This is a genomic window from Streptomyces sp. NBC_00104, from assembly GCF_045160825.1.
Lineage (GTDB): Bacteria > Actinomycetota > Actinomycetes > Streptomycetales > Streptomycetaceae > Streptomyces.
Map to the genome: position 1 here is coordinate 3,652,914 of NZ_CP108215.1, position 14,664 is coordinate 3,667,577.

Genomic DNA, 14,664 nt, shown 5'->3' on the forward strand with positions numbered 1-14,664 from the left:
GGGGGTCAGATCCAGCGCCGGAAGGCGTGCTGTCGGCGGCCGAGGTAGGGCACGGCCGCGTCGGGGTGGCTGCTCCGCAGGTGTGCGGCGGCGGCGTCTCGGGCGCCGTCGCGGGTGGTGGACCGGCCGGTGGTCGGGCAGTCGTAGTTGAAGCCGGTCTCACCGGGGGCGGCGGTGACGTGGACCTCGCAGCGCCAGAGCCAGCCGCGTCCGTAGCGGGCTCCGGTGACGGGCGCCCAGCTGACGAGGGCGACCGGTGCGGGGGCGCCTTCGGCGTGCAGCAGGCTGTCGGTGCGGGCGCCGAAGTGGCGGTCCGGGTGCAGGACGGTCGGCGGGATGTCCCACCAGGTGAGCGTCAGGTCCGGCCGGTAACCGGCCGGGAGCGGCTCGTCGTCGGGTACGAACTCGGTCGCGTCGGGCAGGGCCGGCCAGGTGGGCGCGACCAGGTGGAGGTGATGGAGTAGGTCCATGCCGGGGGCGGTGGTGGTGTTCATGTCGGTCCTTCCTGGGTCATTCGGCGACGTCGCAGCCGCAGAGGGTGCGGAAGCCGTCGTCGTCGATCTCGATCTGGTCGCCGCAGTCGGGGCAGCGGGTGGTGCGGGTGGGCATTCGGGGTGCTCCTTTCAGCTGGCCAGCGCCATCACGTGGGCGGCGATGCGGTGTTTGCAGTCGTATTTGGCGCGTAGGCCGGCCGGGCAGGTGCAGGCGGCCATGGCCGTGCGGTAGGCGGTGGAGCCGTCGGAGCTGACGGCCAGGAAGACGGTGTTCTTGCTGCTCTTGCGGAGCGGGATCAGCCCGCCCTGCTCCAGCAGCTCGACCGCCTTCTCGACGAGGTGCGCCTTGTAGCGGTGGGCGATCTCGGGGGCGTGTCCGGCCTTGCGGACCTTGCGCCTGCACTTCGGGCCGAGGCCGTCTGGCGAGTAGTTGCGGAGCAGCCGACGGCATTTCGTGCACCGTGTTTCCGGCTTGGCGTCCATGGCTGCTCCTTGGTGGTGGTGGGTTGTCGTGCATTCATCATTGATTGAATACATCTGGATTACATTCGTAATCCAAGTTGATTTGGTCTACAATTAGTCAAGGAAACGCCCTCGATGGGGCCTCCACCCCAGGTCAGGGGCGGGGCGCCGGGCGCGTGCAGTTGCCGTGACGCTCGCAGTTGCACTTGCCGCAGCCCACGCACATCTGGCCGGCTTCCAGGCCGCAGGCCGCGCAGCCACCCTCGCTCTCCAACTCGGCGTCATCCAGCGCTTCGGCCAGGCCGAGCAAGGCCCCCTTGCGGAAGCGGCGGCGGGGCCTGCATGCGCCGTCGCAGCGCACGGGCCCGCCGAGGATCGCGCTGTCCTCGTTGTCGTGGCCGCCCTCGCACTCGTACATGTCGGGGTCCGCGTCCTCGACCTTGACGGTGATCTCGTGGACGTCGAGCAGGCCGACGCCCTCGATGTCGCAGCGAGAGCGGAGGTCGCCGACCGCGGCGATCATCGCGCTGTCGTCGGTGACGGGCTTGCCCTGCGCGCGGGCGACTCCCCAGACGATGTTCCGCAGCTCGCCGGGGCCGTTGGCGATGTAGGTGCGGTCCTCGATGGCGGGGTGCTTGATGGTGACCCGATACATGGCGGTGTTCCCTCCGTGGGGTGCGGGTGGTGTCCCGCACTCATTCCTGCCCGTGCAGATTTGGATTATCCACGTTATCCAAATTGATTTGGTCGAATGCCGCTCAAGGAAGCCGGTCTCAGCGGACGCCGCACCCCCGGCAGGGGCGGGGCCCGCACAGCCCGGCGGTCAGTCCAGCCAGAACGGGAGCGCGCCCGCCCGCGAGCGGTCGGCCGGCTTGGCCGAGGGGATCCCCAGGTCACAGGACTCGCAGAAGACGACCGCGCTGTCCTCGACGAGGCACACGAGGCCGAGCCCGCAGTCGTCGCATGTGCCGAGTTCGGGCACCCGCGGCAGCGCCTCGCCGATCGGGGCCGTCAGGGCGGGGGCTGTGATTGTGGGGATACTCACCGGATCTCCTCGGGCTGTTGTGGTGGTTTGTGCTACCTCATTCTTTCCCTTGGCGCACCTTTGTCCAACCTCGCTTGGTCAGAGAAAGTGCAGCTCAGGCCATGTTTTGCCAAGCTGTTGGACTATCAGACGGGTTTATCCCGGCACCCTTGTGCCAGACTTCACGCATGGCTACAACCGACAGCGCTCCGCCGAGCCGCTACCAGCCCAGCGACCAGCTTCGGGAACGTCTCGCCGCCTGGCAGAAGGCCCTCGACGAGACGGAGCCGGCCGCGCGCGAGGACCTGGATGCGGGTATCGCGCGGGAGCTGACGGAGAACCGGCAGCTGAACCTGCCGACGATCGCCGAGCATCTGCCGTGGACGGCGGAGATGATCCGCCTACGCATGGCCGGCCGGGGCGTCCCGCCGCGCGAGCGGCACCGCAAGAGCGAGGGCGACCCGCTCGTCTACACACCCAGCGAGCGGCTGCGGAATCTCCTCGCCGCCTGGCACCAGGCCGTCGACGGCGAGAAGAAGGCCCGCGAGGCGCTGGAGGCCTGCATCGCGGACGAGCTGACTACTCACGTTGACCTGACGAATGCGGAGATGGCCGAGCACCTCCCATGGAGCCAGGAGCAGGTGCGGATCATCGCCCGCGCCTACGAAGTGCCGCGCCGCCGGAAGCGAGGGCCGGACCACAGGCTGATCATGGACAAGGGGAAGCCGAAGTCGGTCCTCGTGCCTTACGACTGGTACGTGCAACAGCCGGGGGCCGACCCGCGCATCGTCAAGGGATAGCCGCCAGGACGAGAAGGCAACGTGCGGAAGCCCCCGCCGGTCGAGAGCCGGCGGGGGCTTCCGTGCGTGTGGCGGCGGGGGTCAGCCGAAGCGGACGATGCCGCCGACGAGGAGGATCAGGGCGACGACGACGGTTGCGATCTTCTGCTCGCGCGGCAGGTCGGCGAACCGCATACCCGCGGGTTCGAGGACCTGCTCCCCGTCGGGGATGTGGCCGCCGTGGAAGTCGTCGCGGTGCTGCTGACGCGCGGCGCTCAGCTCTGCTTTCGTCACGACGTCGGGGGACGTCGTGCGGCACTGAGCGCACCGGTACGCGTACATGTCGGACCCCCTCGTGAGCGTGTCGTTACCGCTCATGATGCTCGACGCTCCGCTCCGCCGGTCCATGGTTGCCCTCTTTCACTATTCGATCGCCGTGTTCGAATGCCTTTGCTCGCCGGTCAGTTGGGGCCGTCGAGCCTCTCGATGCGGGAGGCGTGTGGGCCGGCGGCGGGGTCGGCAACGCTCCGGAACCCGCGCGCGGCCTCCTCCTCCGTCCACCCCTCGGGGGCCCGCTTGCGCCCCTTCCGGTGCTGCTCTCCGCTCCCCTCTCCGCGAGCGGAGAGAAGCGGAGAATCATCGGCCTGACCTGCGTTTCTCTCCGTGGAGAGCGAATCGGAGAGCGGTCCTGCGCCGTTCTCGGGGGAGGGCAGCGGCGGCAGCTGGTCGCGGTGGATTCCGGCCCGCCCGGGGACCCCCCTGGAGCGGAACGTGCGGGAGGGGTCCCAGTCGGCCCCGACGAGCACCTGCCTCAGCTCCTGATTGGTGGCGTTCTGTAGGCCGGGGAGACGCTCCCGCATGGCAGGCCGGAGGGCCTGGAGGTGGACCCCGTTGTCGTCGCCGATCAGCTCCCGAATGAGGGCCGTGAGCGGAGGTTCGACGGGGCCCTCGGCGGGCGTCTGGTCGACGTCCTCGGCGGGAGTGCCCGCGGGGACCGGCGCGGGGTCCTTCGTCGGCTCGACCTGGCCCTTCTTCTTCCCGTCCTCCTTCGCGGCCTTCTCCTCGCCCTTCTTCGCCGCCTTCCGCTGCCCGCCTGTGGCTTTCTTGACCAGGGCGTCGAAGGCGCCCCGGGCGGCGAAGAGTGCGGCCAGGCACCACGTCCAGACAGCGGCGAACGGGGCCTCGACGGGGTGCAGGCCGATGGTCCGGGCGAGGACGTACAGGAGTAGCGCCACTCCCCCGAACCGCGCGAGCACGGAGCCGCCTTTGCCGTACGTGCCGGTCATCCAGCCGATGAGCAGGCCGAGCAGGATGCGGCTCCCGGCGAGGAGCAGTCGGCCGATGTGCGCCAGCTCTGCGAGCGCGCGGCGGCCGAGCCGGGCGGTCGGCCGTCGGCTCGCCCTGGCGCCACGGCGGGCGAGGTCGAGGACGGCCTTCGGGTCGGCGTACGGGCGGAGGTTGGGGATCACGATGGAGGGGAGCCGCTCGGGCTCCTCCTCCCCCGGCTCAGGCTCAGGCTCCTCCCCCGGCTCAGGCTCAGGCTCAGGCAGGGCGAGCCCGGGCTCAGGCTCACGTTCGTGCTGAGGCTCAGGCTCACGCGGGTCGGGCTCACTCGGGGCCGGAACCGTGGTGAGCTGAGCCTCATCGGCGTCGGGCTCGTGAGCTGTGAGCCGCTCGTCGGGGCCCGGCGCCTGGCCGGTGGCGGCGGTCATGACGCGAGGTTCATCGCGATCTCGTGTATCCGCTCGGCGACGATCCCGTACCCGGCCCCGGCGCCCGACGCGACGTAGAAGAACACGATCGAGGTCATAGCGACCTGCCTGCGGCTCATCTTCATCCACAGCAGGAAAGCGATCAGGGTGAGCGCGATAGCGGGCATGGAGTAGCCGGGGAAGGCGGCGCCCCACATCCCGATGCCGTCGTTGACCAGGTCGGAGATGAACGAGAACGGCGGCCCGGCAGCTTTGAAGGCCGCGCCGGCGATCAGGCTCAGCAGGACGATCCAGCCCCAGTTGAGCGGCTTGAGCTTGCCGCCCTCGTTGTCCTTCGTCCCGAACCACAGGATGACGCTCAGAATGCCGGCGAGGCCGACGGGGCCGAGCGTTCCGATGAAGCTGTTCACGGGAGGTCCTGTCCGTTCTGCTCAGTGCGGTATGGGGTTGCCGTGGAGGAGGGCGCCGATCACGACCGACGTCGTCAGGCCGCGCGTGGCCCAGGCGACGAGCAGCCACCAGTTGCGGGTCGCGCGGTCGAGGGACAGGACGAGGATGGCGCCGACGGCCCAGAAGTACGCGTCGGGGTTGTCGCGCAGTGCGAACGGCGACTCGGCGACGCTGCGTGTTACGTCGTGGGCGAACTGTGGGATGCCGAACACGAAGCCGGTCGCGAGGCCGCTCGCGTGGGAGATGAGCCACTTGGCCTCGGGCGAGGCCTCGCGCGCGACCTGGACCAGCGATTTCCGTTCCTTGGCCGTGTCCATCGTGGACGGGAACGCGGGCGTGGCGAACGGCGGCCGTGCGGAGCCCCCGCCGGACGGGCGCCACCGCCGGACGGACCGCTTCGCGGGCCCCTCCCCCGCGTCCTGCTCGTCGTCCACAGGGTCCTCTCCGTCGTCTTCGCGCTGGTCGTCGGGGGCGTCGGCGTGGTCACGCTTGACGACCTGGGGCCGCGGGCGGCCGGTGGGCTGCTCGTCGTCCTGGTCGTCGTCGGCCGCCTCCAGCTCATCGGGCTTCTCCCCCGGCTCGTCGTGCTCGCCCTCGTCGTCGCTGGGCGCCACCACTGCGGGCTGACCGTCGGTCGACAGCTCGGGCTTACGGTCGTCCCACCAGTGCGGCAGGCGGGACGTGCCCGCCCCTCGGGGGGCGGGCACGGGCGCCGTGACGGTCGGCGCGTAGTCGGGCTTGGGCGGGACAACGACGGGTGCGGGCGGCTGCTCGGCGTCGTCGGCGTACCCGGCGGGCCGGACGCCGAAGCGGCGCAGCGTCTCCCGGACCGCGCTCTCGTCCTCGTCGGGGACGGCGGGCTGGCTCATGCGTAGAAACCCGTCCCTTCTCCGTTCAGCCGGCGTGCCTCGGTGAGCCGCAGCCCTGCGGTTTTCTCGTCGACGCCGAGCAGGGGCGCCGCCGTCGCGGGAGTGAGCCTGTCGCCGGCCTTGAGCCGCTCGGCGAGCGTCACGACCCGGCGAGCCTGAGTCATGCGCCGTTGAGCGGTGGCCGGGCTCACGCCGAGGAGTTCCGTGGCCCTCTTCTTCGCGATGCCCTCGCCGCTCAGCAGCCGGGCCGCGAGCTGGATGATCTGCTCCTGCTCGCTACCAGCCACCGGCTCGGGCTCGGGCTCGGGCTCGGGCTCGGGCTCGGGCTGAGCCTGGCTCGCGCCTGGTTCGCCGGTCTGCTTCTCGGCGGCGACCGGAGCCGGCTCCTTCGTCAGCGGCGGGATCACCGTCGCGTCGGGCTGCGGCTCGGGCTCACGCTGGTGCTCGGGCTCGGGCTCGGGCTCGGGCGGCCATCCCTCGATTTCGGTCCCGAGCGGCACCCACTGCTGGCGCGCGTGGTTGAGCGCGTACCGCTGTCTGGGCTCAGGCTCGAACTCCTCGGGCTCAAGCCACTCAGGCTCAGGCTCAGCGGGCTCAGGCTCGGGATCAGGCTCAGGTGCGGGCTCAGGTGCGGGCAGGGCAAGGAGCATCGAGCCGCCGGTGAGCATGTCGTCGAGCGCGAGGTCCGCGCCCTGGGTGAGCCGCACGCGCTGCACGCCGATCAGCTCGGCGCCCAGCTCGGCGTCACCCTCTCCCGCACGGCGCAGGAGCCACCACGCGACGAGCGCCGACCGCTTCTTGACGCGGTCCTTCGGGTGCCGCTCAGCGCGCGCACGGTGGTAGGCGATCCGCCGCATGATCCGCGCGTTGCGGCGCTGCGCCTCGATGTCGATCTTCGTCCGGAAGACGAAGATCCGCCGGGCGACCAGCCCGAGACCCTCGGCCGAGGCGCACATGGCCATGGGCGTGATCCCGTACACGACCTGTTCTGTGAGGCTGTCGGCGACGACGACGCAGGTCAGCGCCGCAGCGACCGGTGCCCCCCATAGCCCCGCGCGCACGGGCCACGGCGCGGCCTGCCCGAGCATGGTCAGTAGCACCATGACCAAGGCGAGGACGAGCGTCACACCCTCACCGGCCGCGACGACGCCGAGTGCGGTCGCCGCCCGGCCGAACTCGGCCGTGATGTTCGTGTACGTGCCCCAGGCGCCGAGCCCGCCAGCACCGACCATCGGCACCGTCGCGGCGATCAGCACGGCGCGCTGCCCGCTGGTGAGCTCGCCGTTCTCGGTCATGGTTCTGCCCTTCGCGTGTGATCTGGATGTTCAGCAGGAAGGCCGGACCCTGCGAGTAAGGAGGGGGCGCAGGGGCCGGCCGGTCTATGGGGGGGAAGGACCGGGCCCCGGTCGGGGGCGAGGTCGGGGCCAAGTCCGGTCGGATGGCTACACGTCGCCGCGAAGCACGCGGTCGCGGTGCTTCTTACGACGGGCCGCGCTCGCGGCGGCCTCCTTCGCGTTCTGCTTCCGCTGCTTCTCCAGGTCCCGCGTCGACGGAACGGACGGCTGGCGCGTCGGCTGGCTGCTGCCGAAAACGACGCGTCCAATGTCACGCCAGCTCATGAGTCCGTCCCCGGGGAGGTGGCCGACTTGGCCCACATCTCGCGGCGGAGGGCGTCCGCGCGGTCCATGCCCGCACGGGCCAGCTGGCCGGTGACGTAGTCCGCCGCCGCCTGGCGGTGGAGCTCCGCGACGCTGTCGGCCTGGTCCTGCGGCTGGCCGGTCACTGCGCGCCGCCCGCTTCCAGCGCCTCGGCGCAGTGCTCCCTCGCGGTCCGAACCCCGGCCTCCGCCCGCGAGTGGTCACGCGCCGGGGCGGCATCCGCGTAGGCCGCCCGGGCCTCGGCGTGGAGCGCGGCGACCCGCTCCTTCTGCGTCAGTTCCTTTCCGGACGCGGGAGACGCGCCGATACTCTGTGCCATGTCGTACCTCCTGGTAGCTCAGGTGGGCGACCGGCCCCGGACGGGCCTCTCACAACTCCGTCCGGGGCCGCTCTATGTGGACACGACAGGGGCGCTGCCCTGCCTTGTGTAGGGACACTACACGCGTGTAGCTTCCCTACACAAGACGGCATGGGTCATCCGCCTCCCGAACCCCGGAGGGACGGACATGGGCGACGAGGCGGAGGAGGTACAGCGCGTGCTCGACGCAGTCACCGCGTTCGCGACCAATAAGGAGCCGCCCGCCGAGCGGGCGAGGAAACTCGCGAAGCTGCGGGAAGCGGTGGCGCTGGAGATCCGTCGCGAACTACAGCGCGCGGTGCGCGAGATGAGCGAGAGCGACATGAGCTATCGGGCGATCGGAGACGAGCTGGGGATCAGCTTCGGCCGCGTCCGGCAGATCCTCGCCGAGGACCTCAGCGAACCGCCGGAGGGGCGCGACGAGTCGGAGACATGATCGGAGTCGCCGACTGACGCGGAAGGGCAGTCGCGGCAGCGGGTACCGGAACCGCTGGCCGCACCCCCGTGTCAAGGCGCCCATCCCACTGGGGGCCGTCTGCTTCTGGTGCCGCCAGTCGACGGCGGGCGGCCCGGTCACTCCGAGTCAGCGTGACGCGCTCAGCGACAGCTGGCCACGTGGGGGCTTGACGAGACAGAGAGCCGGGCAGGAAGGGGTCCGCCCGCCACCCTGAAACGTTATAGGTACCGCACGTCGCGAAGTCGCCTGAGACTGTCCAAGCACGCCCTCTTTAGTGCGTGCACACCTCGTCTGTAAAGACCTGAGTGTTTCTGCATCTCACCGGCACCAGTGGGGGAAAACTCATGCGGTTTGGAATGAAGCTCGGAGTGGTACTGGGCGCAGGCATGCTGTGCCTGTCAGGCCTGGCGGCAACTTCGGCAACGGCAGCCGAACTCGGCGCTCAGGCATACGCATGCAACGTCACGGATACCGGCTCGGCACCGGGTGACAAGTACTACGCCGGGTACTACAGCGGCAACACCGTTCAGCCCTCGTCCTCGTCGGTTTCGGCCGCAGGCAAGGAGGCCCAGTGCCTGCTCAAGTACAAGGGATACGACCCTGGGACCGTCGACGGCATCTTCGGGAGCAACTCGAAGGCAGCCGCAAAGAGGTTCCAGACCCGCGTCAACGAACTCTGCGGTAGTGGGACCCTGGCCGTCGACGGCCTGATCGGATCCAAGACCTGGCCGCACCTGCGCGACGTGTATCTCTGCTGGAAAGGGTGACACTTCTTCGCAGCGGCCCGCCTTCTTGCGTGAGGAGGGAGCCGCCCGCTGCTTTTCCGACTCCGACTCGGACTCCGCCTGCGGAAGGGGATGCCGCGCCTGCTTCGTGAACTGGGTGGCCAACTATCTCTGAGAGAGATGGCCACCCACAGTCGAGCGCCGGCCACTCATCAGCGGACTTCTCAGCGTCTTTGGCCATCTCTCGCTGGAGGTCACAGTCAGGCTGGCGCGAGATCAGCCTAGACTCGAACACGTGAGCGACACCCCGTCCCGTCTGGAGCTGCTGTACTTCGCGCGCCGCGTCGTCGTGCAGCAGGTTGAGGCGAGCCTCGCTCAGCTCAACCGGTGGATCGCCATCGAGGAGGAGCGGGAGGCTGCGCGGCAAAGGGCTGCGGAACGGCGTCCGAAGCCGCCGGAGTGGCTGATACAGCGGGGCATCGGGGCCGGGAGTCCGCCTGTGCAGGTCCACAGGGGTGGGTGCGACATGGCGCAGGGCGTCCGGGTCAAGGAGATCACCGAGGACCAGGCGCGGCGGGCGCTGTACGAGCACGTCGAGGCCTGCTCCTTCTGCAACCCGGACACCGCGCTCCGGGTGATCCCGGAGTAGACCACCGGGCGAGTCTCCCCACGCCGTTCATTGATCATTTATCGGCGGTCAGGTGGTCCGGGAGTCGTCCATCCGCTCGCCCTCCGCCTGGGACGGCTCGGTCCTGGGGACGTCCGGGTGCTGCTCCACGGCCGCGCGCTCGGCCGGTTCGTCGCGCTCGCCCTCGGCCTGTGAGGGTGTGTGCGAGTACAGCCAGCGGTCGTATTCCGAGGCTCCGGTCTTCATTGCGGGCCTCCCTTGGTCGCTCACTCCCATGCTCCTCCCGGGCCCGCCGCAGGGCCAGAGCGGCGAGCACCGGACCACCCGACGGGGATGCGTGTTCGGGCGGTCCGGATGATCCTGGGGGCGTGTCCGGACAGCTGCCCGTGGTTGTGCATCCGCCGTCGCCGAGCGGCGGACGTCGGGTGACCGTGGATGCCGAGATCCTGGGTCTCGCGCACAGCTTCCGCGACGTGGAGGAGTTTCTGAGGCGGGCGGGCCTTGAGGACGTCGACGCGTCGACGTCGGCGTTGATCGAGTGGCGGGGCGGTGGCCCCGGCGTGTGGGCGCCCCAGGAGTGACGGAGCCGCCCGCCAGATGTCCCCGCGGCGGGCGGCTCGTGCCGGCGTTCAGCCCTCGCGTCGGGCTGTGTTGCCGGTTTCTCGGTTGATGATCTCGAAGGCCTCCGCGAACGCGCCGAGGGCCTGGTCCCGGGGCACTCGGGCGGTGTAGACGATTCGGACGCCGTCAGGCCCGCCGTCCCCGCGTAGTCGGCCGGTGGAGATGACTCGGACGCCGTTTCCTTCCTCGTCGTCGGCTGGTGGAGACGTCAGCGGTGTCTGGGGGTCGGTCGCTTCGGTCGCTGCCGGGACGATGACGCCTTCGCGGAGGCCTCGGCACATAGGCGGTTCGCCGGGCAGCAGCTGGCGCGGTGTGTGGCATTCGGGGCAGCGCGGCCGGGCGCGCTGACAGCTCCGGCCCGCGGCCGGTGAGTGCTTCCAGCCGAAGCCTTCGGCGTGGCTTACCCATTCGACGGGGGTGCCGCAGATGCACATCACGGCTTCGACGTGCCGTTGCTCGGCGAACGGGGGCGAGTCTGCGGTGGGCCCGGCGAGGGCGGCTGTGAGGGTTGCCTCGGCTCGCCGGTAGCCGTCGGCGTCGAGCGTTGGCTGGAAGCTCCAGGGCTCGCCGTCCGGGCTGGGCTGGAGCTTCCAGCCGTTGACTTCGCCCTGGTCGTCGGCGCAGAAGGCGAGCGTGAGCCCGCGAGGGTGCAGCGTGGTCCGGTTGAACAGCCACAACAGGCCGGCGTCGCCGAGCGCGGCGAGCGGCCGGTATCCGTCGGCGTTCGGGGCGGTGGGTTGGGTGGTCATCGGTGTCCCTTCGGTTCGGGGCCGTACGGGCTGGCCCAGGCCGGCCGGTCGGGGCGGCGAAGAACGGGGCGGGCCTGTTCAGCGAGGCGGACGAGGTGGCGGGCTGCTTCACCGATGCGGCGGGCGAGAGCGGTGAGCTGCTCGCGGATGCGGGCCCACCATTCGGCGACGCGTGCGAGCGTCTGGCGGATGGCATGGGCCTGTTCGGGGGTGACGAGGTTGAGGCGCATGGTCAGCCGTTCTGCTCGTCGTCGGAGGAGGGCAGGACGAAGTCGTGCCAGTTCACTCCGATCAGCTCGTCGGGCAGGGCCTGGCCGACGGCGGCCGTGACGGCGGCGCCGACGGTGGAGGCTGGCCGGTCGGAGGCGAAGGTGAGCGTGACGTTGATCCGGCGGTCGGTCTGGACGGTGCTGGAGTGGTGGCGGGCAACGGCGTCGGTGGCGGTCATCTGGTTCTCCACGGGTGCGGCCCGGCCGCCATCGGAGCGGCCGGGTCAGGGCTATTCGGGGTCGACGGTGTACCGCTGGGTCTCGGTCGAGTACGTGAAGTTGAGGCGGGTGGGCCAGTCCGTCTCGGCGGCGTTGGCGCGCTGGAGGAAGGGCGAGCCGCAACAGCCGCAGCCGTCAATGCGGAGGCCGTGCTTCGCGGTGAGCGCGGCAAGGTCATCGAGGAACGTGGGCAGGCTGTCGGGCCCGGACATCACAGGTCCCCGTACGACACGAGGAACCAGCGCGGGTCTTCCTGGATGGGAACGATGTCGAGGGCCTCGACCGCGACGATGAGCCGGCTGTCCCAGTCCTCGGTGCTCGGGCGGTCGAGGAGGTCTTGCGGGTCGATGTAGTCGACGTGCCCCCGGTGGACGGTGGTGACGTGAGCGGCGAGCGCGAACATCGGCGAGGTGTGGGAGCAGTACGACTCGACCTTGACGCCGACGCTCTGCTCGGCCGCCCTGCGCCGGTCGTAGTAGCCGGTTTCTCGGGCGTCGGGCGTCCACTCCTCGGTGAACCCGGCGACGGCCGCGCGCAGTCGGTCTTGGGCCGCGGTGGCGAAGTCCACGCTGTCGTCGCCGTCTTCGTCCTCGTCGTCGTACCAGTCGAGCGAGGGCAGTTCGCCGTACTGGCCGAGGCTGCGGAGCTTCCACTCGTCAGGGCCGCCGAGGTCGTAGCCGTAGACCAGGACTGCGTTGCTCGATCGTCCCATCAGATGTCTCCGTTCGCGTGGTGGCCGCGTCGGTGGGCGGCCCACTGGGGGTCGTAGGTCGGGGCGGGTGCTGGGCGGCGGTCCGGGTGGCGCCGCCAGGCGCGGCGGATGGCCGCTGTTCGCCAGGGGTGCAGGGTCCACAGGGCTGCGGCGGCGAGGAGGACGATCGGCGCGGCGATCCAGAAGCGGGCTGACCGCCGGGGCCGGTAGGAGAACTGCCAGTCGGCCCAGATGACGAGGCAGTGGACCGGGCGGCCCCGGCCGGTGGCGTAGCCGCCGATCCACATGCAGGCCAGGGCGATGGCGAGCAGCTGCGTGTCGCTCACCGGGTGATCTCGATTCCGTGGGGTGGGGCCCCGTCGGTGAGCTGCTGGTGGAGCTGACGGAGGCGAGCCAGGGCCGCGGCCTGGTCGCCGCGCTCGTTGAGGGCGCGGCGGGCGGCGGCGGGGAGCGCGTCCCAGCACGAGGGGCAGAGGTACTGGCCGGGGCGGCGCCGGTTGGGACATGCCGGACAGGCCGGTGAGGACGCCGGGCGGCGGACCCGGGCACGGGTTGAGGGTGCGACGGCGGTCAACTGTCGGCCCTCGCTGCGGTCGTGCGTGCGGGCTCGCTGTCGTCCAGGAGCGCCAGCGCGTGGAGGAGGAGGGCGCGGCACAGCGCACGCTCACGCGGGTCGTCGAGGGCGTCGAGGTCGACGAGCTGGATGCGGTGCGTCGCGTCGGGCCCGGTCTCGGCCGTGGACACGTAGGCGAGGGTGGGGCCGGGCGGGAAGGTGGCGGGGCCGATCATCGGTTCCTCCGAGGGCGGGCGGGTCGTTCGGGGTGGCGGCGCCATATGCGGGCGGCGTCGTTCCAGGTGCGGATGCGGCACCAGGTGGGGCCCGGTGCGTACTGGAACGCGAAGGCTTCAAGGGATCGCCATGTGCGGGCGTGGCGCCGCCGCTTCCAGCGGCGGCGGACACGCATCGGGATCAGGCGCACGATCAGCGGTCGTCGCTGTGCACGGCTCGCGACTGGCGGCAGTACTTGCAGTTGGGGAGCCGCCGCTTCGCGTCGCTCACGCCCTGGTACTCCTTCTCGAAGCCGGGGCAGGCGCTCAAGGCCTTGTCGGGCCAGTGCGGTTCACGGTCGACGAGCGGCTCCAGGTGCTCGCCGCAGTCGGCGCACCTGCGGGACTTCACCCACCTCTGCCGGGCGTTGCGGTACTCGCTGGTGACCTCCCACGAGGCGTGTGCGCACTCGGGGCCGTCGTCGACAGCGGCGAGGGCCTGGCGCTGCCCGTCCGGGCACATCTCCGGGAGCCGCATGTCGGGGCGGCAGTCCGCGCAGCCCTCGATGTGCGTCTGCGCGGCTTCGACGGCGGCCATGGCGGATTCCAGGAGCGACTTCCGGCGGCGGACCGGCGGCGGCTCGTCGCCGCGTATCCAGGCGACCAGCCCCTCGGCGTACGCGTGGTGCGCGGCCGTGGCCTGCTCGGCGAGCTGGCCGGCGTGCTCGCGGAGTTCGACGAGGTTCGGGGCGTACTGGATCAGCGCCTCGTACACCGGGTCGGGCATGATCGCCGCCAGCTGGGCCGCGGTGCGTTTCGTGCGACCCGGGCCCGGGTCGAGGCACAGGCACAGGAAGCCACGGAGTTCGTCCTCGGTCTTGTACGGCATCGCGTTCTCCTTCGGGGTGTCCGCCCACGGGCCGGGGCGGTGCGTGGTGGGCGGTTACGGGACCTGGGCGGGGGTCTCGTCGCTGGCCTGTTTGCCGGTCAGGCTGCGGACGAAGGCGGCGGCGTCGCCCCACTCGGCGGCGGCCGTGACCTCCATCGGGGACCAGGCGACCTTGCGGCGGCGGGCGCCCTCCTGGACGAGCTGGTCGGCGACGTCGCCGTGCACGGCCTCGAGTCGGGCCTCCGCGTCGGCGATCCGTGTGCGGAGCCTGCCGTTCATCTCGCGCAGCTTCCCGGCCTCCCTGCGGGCGTCGTCCCAGCCCTTCGCGGACACCTCGGCGGCGGCGTTGGCGATCTGGGCGAGCCCGTAGAGCCGGTCGTTCTGCCGCTCCAGGTGGAAGATCAGCCCCTCGCGCTCGTGGGGCAGCCTCCGTTTGGCGCGGCGCTTCGCGGACGACAGGGCGAGCCGGAGGCGCTTCAACTCGGCGGCCTGGTCCCCGGCTTGCCCGGATGCGACCAGGCACGCGGCGACGATGAGCGCGGCGGATGTGTCGGCGGGGAAGTCGACGACGGCCCCGCCCCGTTCGGTCAGGCTGGAGTCGCCGGCCGGGCTGGTCACGCCCCAGACGGCTTCGCCGTGGCGGAGCAGGCCGAGCGGGTTCTCCTCGTCGCCGGACCATCCGGCTTCTTCGAGCGCTTCGACGATTGCTAGGCGCGGGTTCCACGTCACCGTGGGCTCTCCTTCGGGTTCTCCGGCCCTCTGGCCGGGTGTCTGGGGGGTCGGCCACCGGGGTGGCCGTGGCGGGGTCTTGCGGCTGGTCA

The 14,664-nt window shown here is 71.0% G+C and carries 28 protein-coding genes; 5 read left to right on the forward strand and 23 right to left on the reverse strand.

Annotation, left to right across the window (positions count from 1 at the left end):
- Positions 1-5: 5 nt before the first annotated feature.
- The 4 genes from OG272_RS15970 to OG272_RS15985 all read right to left on the reverse strand — a co-directional run bounded on the left by OG272_RS15970 (position 6) and on the right by OG272_RS15985 (position 2,001).
- Positions 6-494: a hypothetical protein gene (locus tag OG272_RS15970; RefSeq protein WP_405893777.1), complete on the reverse strand. Its 489-nt coding sequence runs from the start codon at positions 492-494 to the stop codon at positions 6-8.
- A gap of 129 nt (positions 495-623) precedes the next feature.
- The gene (locus OG272_RS15975) at positions 624-977 is read right to left on the reverse strand and encodes an SWIM zinc finger family protein (protein ID WP_405893778.1); all 354 of its coding nucleotides are present in this window, start codon (positions 975-977) and stop codon (positions 624-626) included.
- Positions 978-1,110: 133 nt separating this feature from the next.
- A complete protein-coding gene (locus OG272_RS15980; protein ID WP_405893779.1) occupies positions 1,111-1,611 on the reverse strand; it encodes a hypothetical protein in 501 nt (166 codons plus the stop codon).
- Between the two features lie 168 nt (positions 1,612-1,779).
- Positions 1,780-2,001 (reverse strand): hypothetical protein, encoded by a 222-nt coding sequence (locus tag OG272_RS15985; RefSeq protein ID WP_405893781.1) that lies wholly within the window; start codon positions 1,999-2,001, stop codon positions 1,780-1,782.
- Between the two features lie 167 nt (positions 2,002-2,168).
- Between OG272_RS15985 and OG272_RS15990 the strand changes: the two genes are divergently transcribed.
- On the forward strand, positions 2,169-2,780 hold the full coding sequence (locus tag OG272_RS15990) for a hypothetical protein (RefSeq protein WP_405893783.1): 612 nt from the start codon (positions 2,169-2,171) through the stop codon (positions 2,778-2,780).
- An 81-nt stretch (positions 2,781-2,861) separates the two neighbouring features.
- Here OG272_RS15990 and OG272_RS15995 read toward each other — a convergent pair whose 3' ends face one another.
- From OG272_RS15995 to OG272_RS16030, 8 genes are all read right to left on the reverse strand, one after another.
- The gene (locus tag OG272_RS15995) at positions 2,862-3,137 is read right to left on the reverse strand and encodes a hypothetical protein (RefSeq protein ID WP_405893784.1); all 276 of its coding nucleotides are present in this window, start codon (positions 3,135-3,137) and stop codon (positions 2,862-2,864) included.
- A gap of 83 nt (positions 3,138-3,220) precedes the next feature.
- On the reverse strand, positions 3,221-4,471 hold the full coding sequence (locus OG272_RS16000; protein ID WP_405893785.1) for a hypothetical protein: 1,251 nt from the start codon (positions 4,469-4,471) through the stop codon (positions 3,221-3,223).
- Positions 4,468-4,881, reverse strand: coding sequence for a hypothetical protein (locus OG272_RS16005; RefSeq protein ID WP_405893786.1), 414 nt, complete (start codon positions 4,879-4,881; stop codon positions 4,468-4,470). Before OG272_RS16005 ends, OG272_RS16000 begins: the two co-directional genes overlap by 4 nt.
- A 21-nt stretch (positions 4,882-4,902) precedes the next feature.
- Complete coding sequence (locus OG272_RS16010) at positions 4,903-5,790, reverse strand: hypothetical protein (RefSeq protein WP_405893787.1); 888 nt, start codon at positions 5,788-5,790, stop codon at positions 4,903-4,905.
- Entirely contained in the window at positions 5,787-7,085 is a 1,299-nt protein-coding gene (locus tag OG272_RS16015; RefSeq protein WP_405893788.1) for a hypothetical protein, read from the reverse strand. Before OG272_RS16015 ends, OG272_RS16010 begins: the two co-directional genes overlap by 4 nt.
- Positions 7,086-7,232: 147 nt before the next feature.
- A complete protein-coding gene (locus OG272_RS16020) occupies positions 7,233-7,409 on the reverse strand; it encodes a hypothetical protein (protein WP_405893789.1) in 177 nt (58 codons plus the stop codon).
- Positions 7,406-7,573, reverse strand: coding sequence for a hypothetical protein (locus OG272_RS16025; protein WP_405893790.1), 168 nt, complete (start codon positions 7,571-7,573; stop codon positions 7,406-7,408). Before OG272_RS16025 ends, OG272_RS16020 begins: the two co-directional genes overlap by 4 nt.
- Positions 7,570-7,767: a hypothetical protein gene (locus tag OG272_RS16030; protein WP_405893791.1), complete on the reverse strand. Its 198-nt coding sequence runs from the start codon at positions 7,765-7,767 to the stop codon at positions 7,570-7,572. The genes OG272_RS16025 and OG272_RS16030 overlap by 4 nt, the downstream gene beginning before the upstream one ends.
- 187 nt (positions 7,768-7,954) lie before the next feature.
- Between OG272_RS16030 and OG272_RS16035 the strand changes: the two genes are divergently transcribed.
- The 3 genes from OG272_RS16035 (at position 7,955) to OG272_RS16045 (ending at position 9,637) form a co-directional block, all read left to right on the forward strand.
- Positions 7,955-8,242 (forward strand): hypothetical protein, encoded by a 288-nt coding sequence (locus OG272_RS16035; RefSeq protein ID WP_405893792.1) that lies wholly within the window; start codon positions 7,955-7,957, stop codon positions 8,240-8,242.
- A gap of 326 nt (positions 8,243-8,568) precedes the next feature.
- On the forward strand, positions 8,569-9,030 hold the full coding sequence (locus tag OG272_RS16040; RefSeq protein ID WP_405893793.1) for a peptidoglycan-binding protein: 462 nt from the start codon (positions 8,569-8,571) through the stop codon (positions 9,028-9,030).
- Positions 9,031-9,283: 253 nt separating this feature from the next.
- Positions 9,284-9,637 (forward strand): DUF6233 domain-containing protein, encoded by a 354-nt coding sequence (locus OG272_RS16045; RefSeq protein WP_405893795.1) that lies wholly within the window; start codon positions 9,284-9,286, stop codon positions 9,635-9,637.
- Between the two features lie 48 nt (positions 9,638-9,685).
- Here OG272_RS16045 and OG272_RS16050 read toward each other — a convergent pair whose 3' ends face one another.
- A complete protein-coding gene (locus OG272_RS16050; protein WP_405893796.1) occupies positions 9,686-9,862 on the reverse strand; it encodes a hypothetical protein in 177 nt (58 codons plus the stop codon).
- 122 nt (positions 9,863-9,984) lie between these two features.
- Between OG272_RS16050 and OG272_RS16055 the strand changes: the two genes are divergently transcribed.
- A complete protein-coding gene (locus tag OG272_RS16055; RefSeq protein ID WP_405893798.1) occupies positions 9,985-10,197 on the forward strand; it encodes a hypothetical protein in 213 nt (70 codons plus the stop codon).
- Positions 10,198-10,245: 48 nt separating this feature from the next.
- On the opposite strand, the gene OG272_RS16060 is transcribed toward OG272_RS16055, so the two are convergent.
- The 10 genes from OG272_RS16060 to OG272_RS16105 all read right to left on the reverse strand — a co-directional run bounded on the left by OG272_RS16060 (position 10,246) and on the right by OG272_RS16105 (position 14,572).
- A complete protein-coding gene (locus tag OG272_RS16060; protein ID WP_405893799.1) occupies positions 10,246-10,986 on the reverse strand; it encodes a hypothetical protein in 741 nt (246 codons plus the stop codon).
- Positions 10,983-11,216 carry a hypothetical protein gene (locus OG272_RS16065; RefSeq protein WP_405893800.1) on the reverse strand — a complete coding sequence of 78 codons (234 nt, stop codon included), beginning with the start codon at positions 11,214-11,216 and terminating at the stop codon, positions 10,983-10,985. The genes OG272_RS16060 and OG272_RS16065 overlap by 4 nt, the downstream gene beginning before the upstream one ends.
- A gap of 2 nt (positions 11,217-11,218) precedes the next feature.
- Positions 11,219-11,434, reverse strand: coding sequence for a hypothetical protein (locus OG272_RS16070; protein ID WP_405893802.1), 216 nt, complete (start codon positions 11,432-11,434; stop codon positions 11,219-11,221).
- A 51-nt stretch (positions 11,435-11,485) separates the two neighbouring features.
- A complete protein-coding gene (locus OG272_RS16075; RefSeq protein ID WP_405893804.1) occupies positions 11,486-11,686 on the reverse strand; it encodes a hypothetical protein in 201 nt (66 codons plus the stop codon).
- The gene (locus tag OG272_RS16080) at positions 11,686-12,186 is read right to left on the reverse strand and encodes a hypothetical protein (protein WP_405893805.1); all 501 of its coding nucleotides are present in this window, start codon (positions 12,184-12,186) and stop codon (positions 11,686-11,688) included. Before OG272_RS16080 ends, OG272_RS16075 begins: the two co-directional genes overlap by 1 nt.
- Positions 12,186-12,512 (reverse strand): hypothetical protein, encoded by a 327-nt coding sequence (locus OG272_RS16085; protein WP_405893807.1) that lies wholly within the window; start codon positions 12,510-12,512, stop codon positions 12,186-12,188. The genes OG272_RS16080 and OG272_RS16085 overlap by 1 nt, the downstream gene beginning before the upstream one ends.
- Positions 12,509-12,760 (reverse strand): hypothetical protein, encoded by a 252-nt coding sequence (locus OG272_RS16090; RefSeq protein ID WP_405893809.1) that lies wholly within the window; start codon positions 12,758-12,760, stop codon positions 12,509-12,511. The genes OG272_RS16085 and OG272_RS16090 overlap by 4 nt, the downstream gene beginning before the upstream one ends.
- Complete coding sequence (locus OG272_RS16095; protein WP_405893811.1) at positions 12,757-12,975, reverse strand: hypothetical protein; 219 nt, start codon at positions 12,973-12,975, stop codon at positions 12,757-12,759. The genes OG272_RS16090 and OG272_RS16095 overlap by 4 nt, the downstream gene beginning before the upstream one ends.
- 193 nt (positions 12,976-13,168) lie before the next feature.
- Positions 13,169-13,843 (reverse strand): hypothetical protein, encoded by a 675-nt coding sequence (locus OG272_RS16100; protein WP_405893813.1) that lies wholly within the window; start codon positions 13,841-13,843, stop codon positions 13,169-13,171.
- A 54-nt stretch (positions 13,844-13,897) separates the two neighbouring features.
- On the reverse strand, positions 13,898-14,572 hold the full coding sequence (locus OG272_RS16105; protein WP_405893815.1) for a hypothetical protein: 675 nt from the start codon (positions 14,570-14,572) through the stop codon (positions 13,898-13,900).
- Positions 14,573-14,664: the final 92 nt, after the last annotated feature.

Coding starts and splice junctions, on each gene's coding strand:
- OG272_RS15970 (WP_405893777.1), bottom strand. CDS start 494: ATGAACACCACCACCGCCCCCGGCATGGACCTACTCCATCACCTCCAC.
- OG272_RS15975 (WP_405893778.1), bottom strand. CDS start 977: ATGGACGCCAAGCCGGAAACACGGTGCACGAAATGCCGTCGGCTGCTC.
- OG272_RS15980 (WP_405893779.1), bottom strand. CDS start 1,611: ATGTATCGGGTCACCATCAAGCACCCCGCCATCGAGGACCGCACCTAC.
- OG272_RS15990 (WP_405893783.1), top strand. CDS start 2,169: ATGGCTACAACCGACAGCGCTCCGCCGAGCCGCTACCAGCCCAGCGAC.
- OG272_RS15995 (WP_405893784.1), bottom strand. CDS start 3,137: ATGAGCGGTAACGACACGCTCACGAGGGGGTCCGACATGTACGCGTAC.
- OG272_RS16000 (WP_405893785.1), bottom strand. CDS start 4,471: ATGACCGCCGCCACCGGCCAGGCGCCGGGCCCCGACGAGCGGCTCACA.
- OG272_RS16010 (WP_405893787.1), bottom strand. CDS start 5,790: ATGAGCCAGCCCGCCGTCCCCGACGAGGACGAGAGCGCGGTCCGGGAG.
- OG272_RS16015 (WP_405893788.1), bottom strand. CDS start 7,085: ATGACCGAGAACGGCGAGCTCACCAGCGGGCAGCGCGCCGTGCTGATC.
- OG272_RS16020 (WP_405893789.1), bottom strand. CDS start 7,409: ATGAGCTGGCGTGACATTGGACGCGTCGTTTTCGGCAGCAGCCAGCCG.
- OG272_RS16030 (WP_405893791.1), bottom strand. CDS start 7,767: ATGGCACAGAGTATCGGCGCGTCTCCCGCGTCCGGAAAGGAACTGACG.
- OG272_RS16035 (WP_405893792.1), top strand. CDS start 7,955: ATGGGCGACGAGGCGGAGGAGGTACAGCGCGTGCTCGACGCAGTCACC.
- OG272_RS16050 (WP_405893796.1), bottom strand. CDS start 9,862: ATGAAGACCGGAGCCTCGGAATACGACCGCTGGCTGTACTCGCACACA.
- OG272_RS16060 (WP_405893799.1), bottom strand. CDS start 10,986: ATGACCACCCAACCCACCGCCCCGAACGCCGACGGATACCGGCCGCTC.
- OG272_RS16065 (WP_405893800.1), bottom strand. CDS start 11,216: ATGCGCCTCAACCTCGTCACCCCCGAACAGGCCCATGCCATCCGCCAG.
- OG272_RS16070 (WP_405893802.1), bottom strand. CDS start 11,434: ATGACCGCCACCGACGCCGTTGCCCGCCACCACTCCAGCACCGTCCAG.
- OG272_RS16075 (WP_405893804.1), bottom strand. CDS start 11,686: ATGTCCGGGCCCGACAGCCTGCCCACGTTCCTCGATGACCTTGCCGCG.
- OG272_RS16080 (WP_405893805.1), bottom strand. CDS start 12,186: ATGGGACGATCGAGCAACGCAGTCCTGGTCTACGGCTACGACCTCGGC.
- OG272_RS16095 (WP_405893811.1), bottom strand. CDS start 12,975: ATGATCGGCCCCGCCACCTTCCCGCCCGGCCCCACCCTCGCCTACGTG.
- OG272_RS16100 (WP_405893813.1), bottom strand. CDS start 13,843: ATGCCGTACAAGACCGAGGACGAACTCCGTGGCTTCCTGTGCCTGTGC.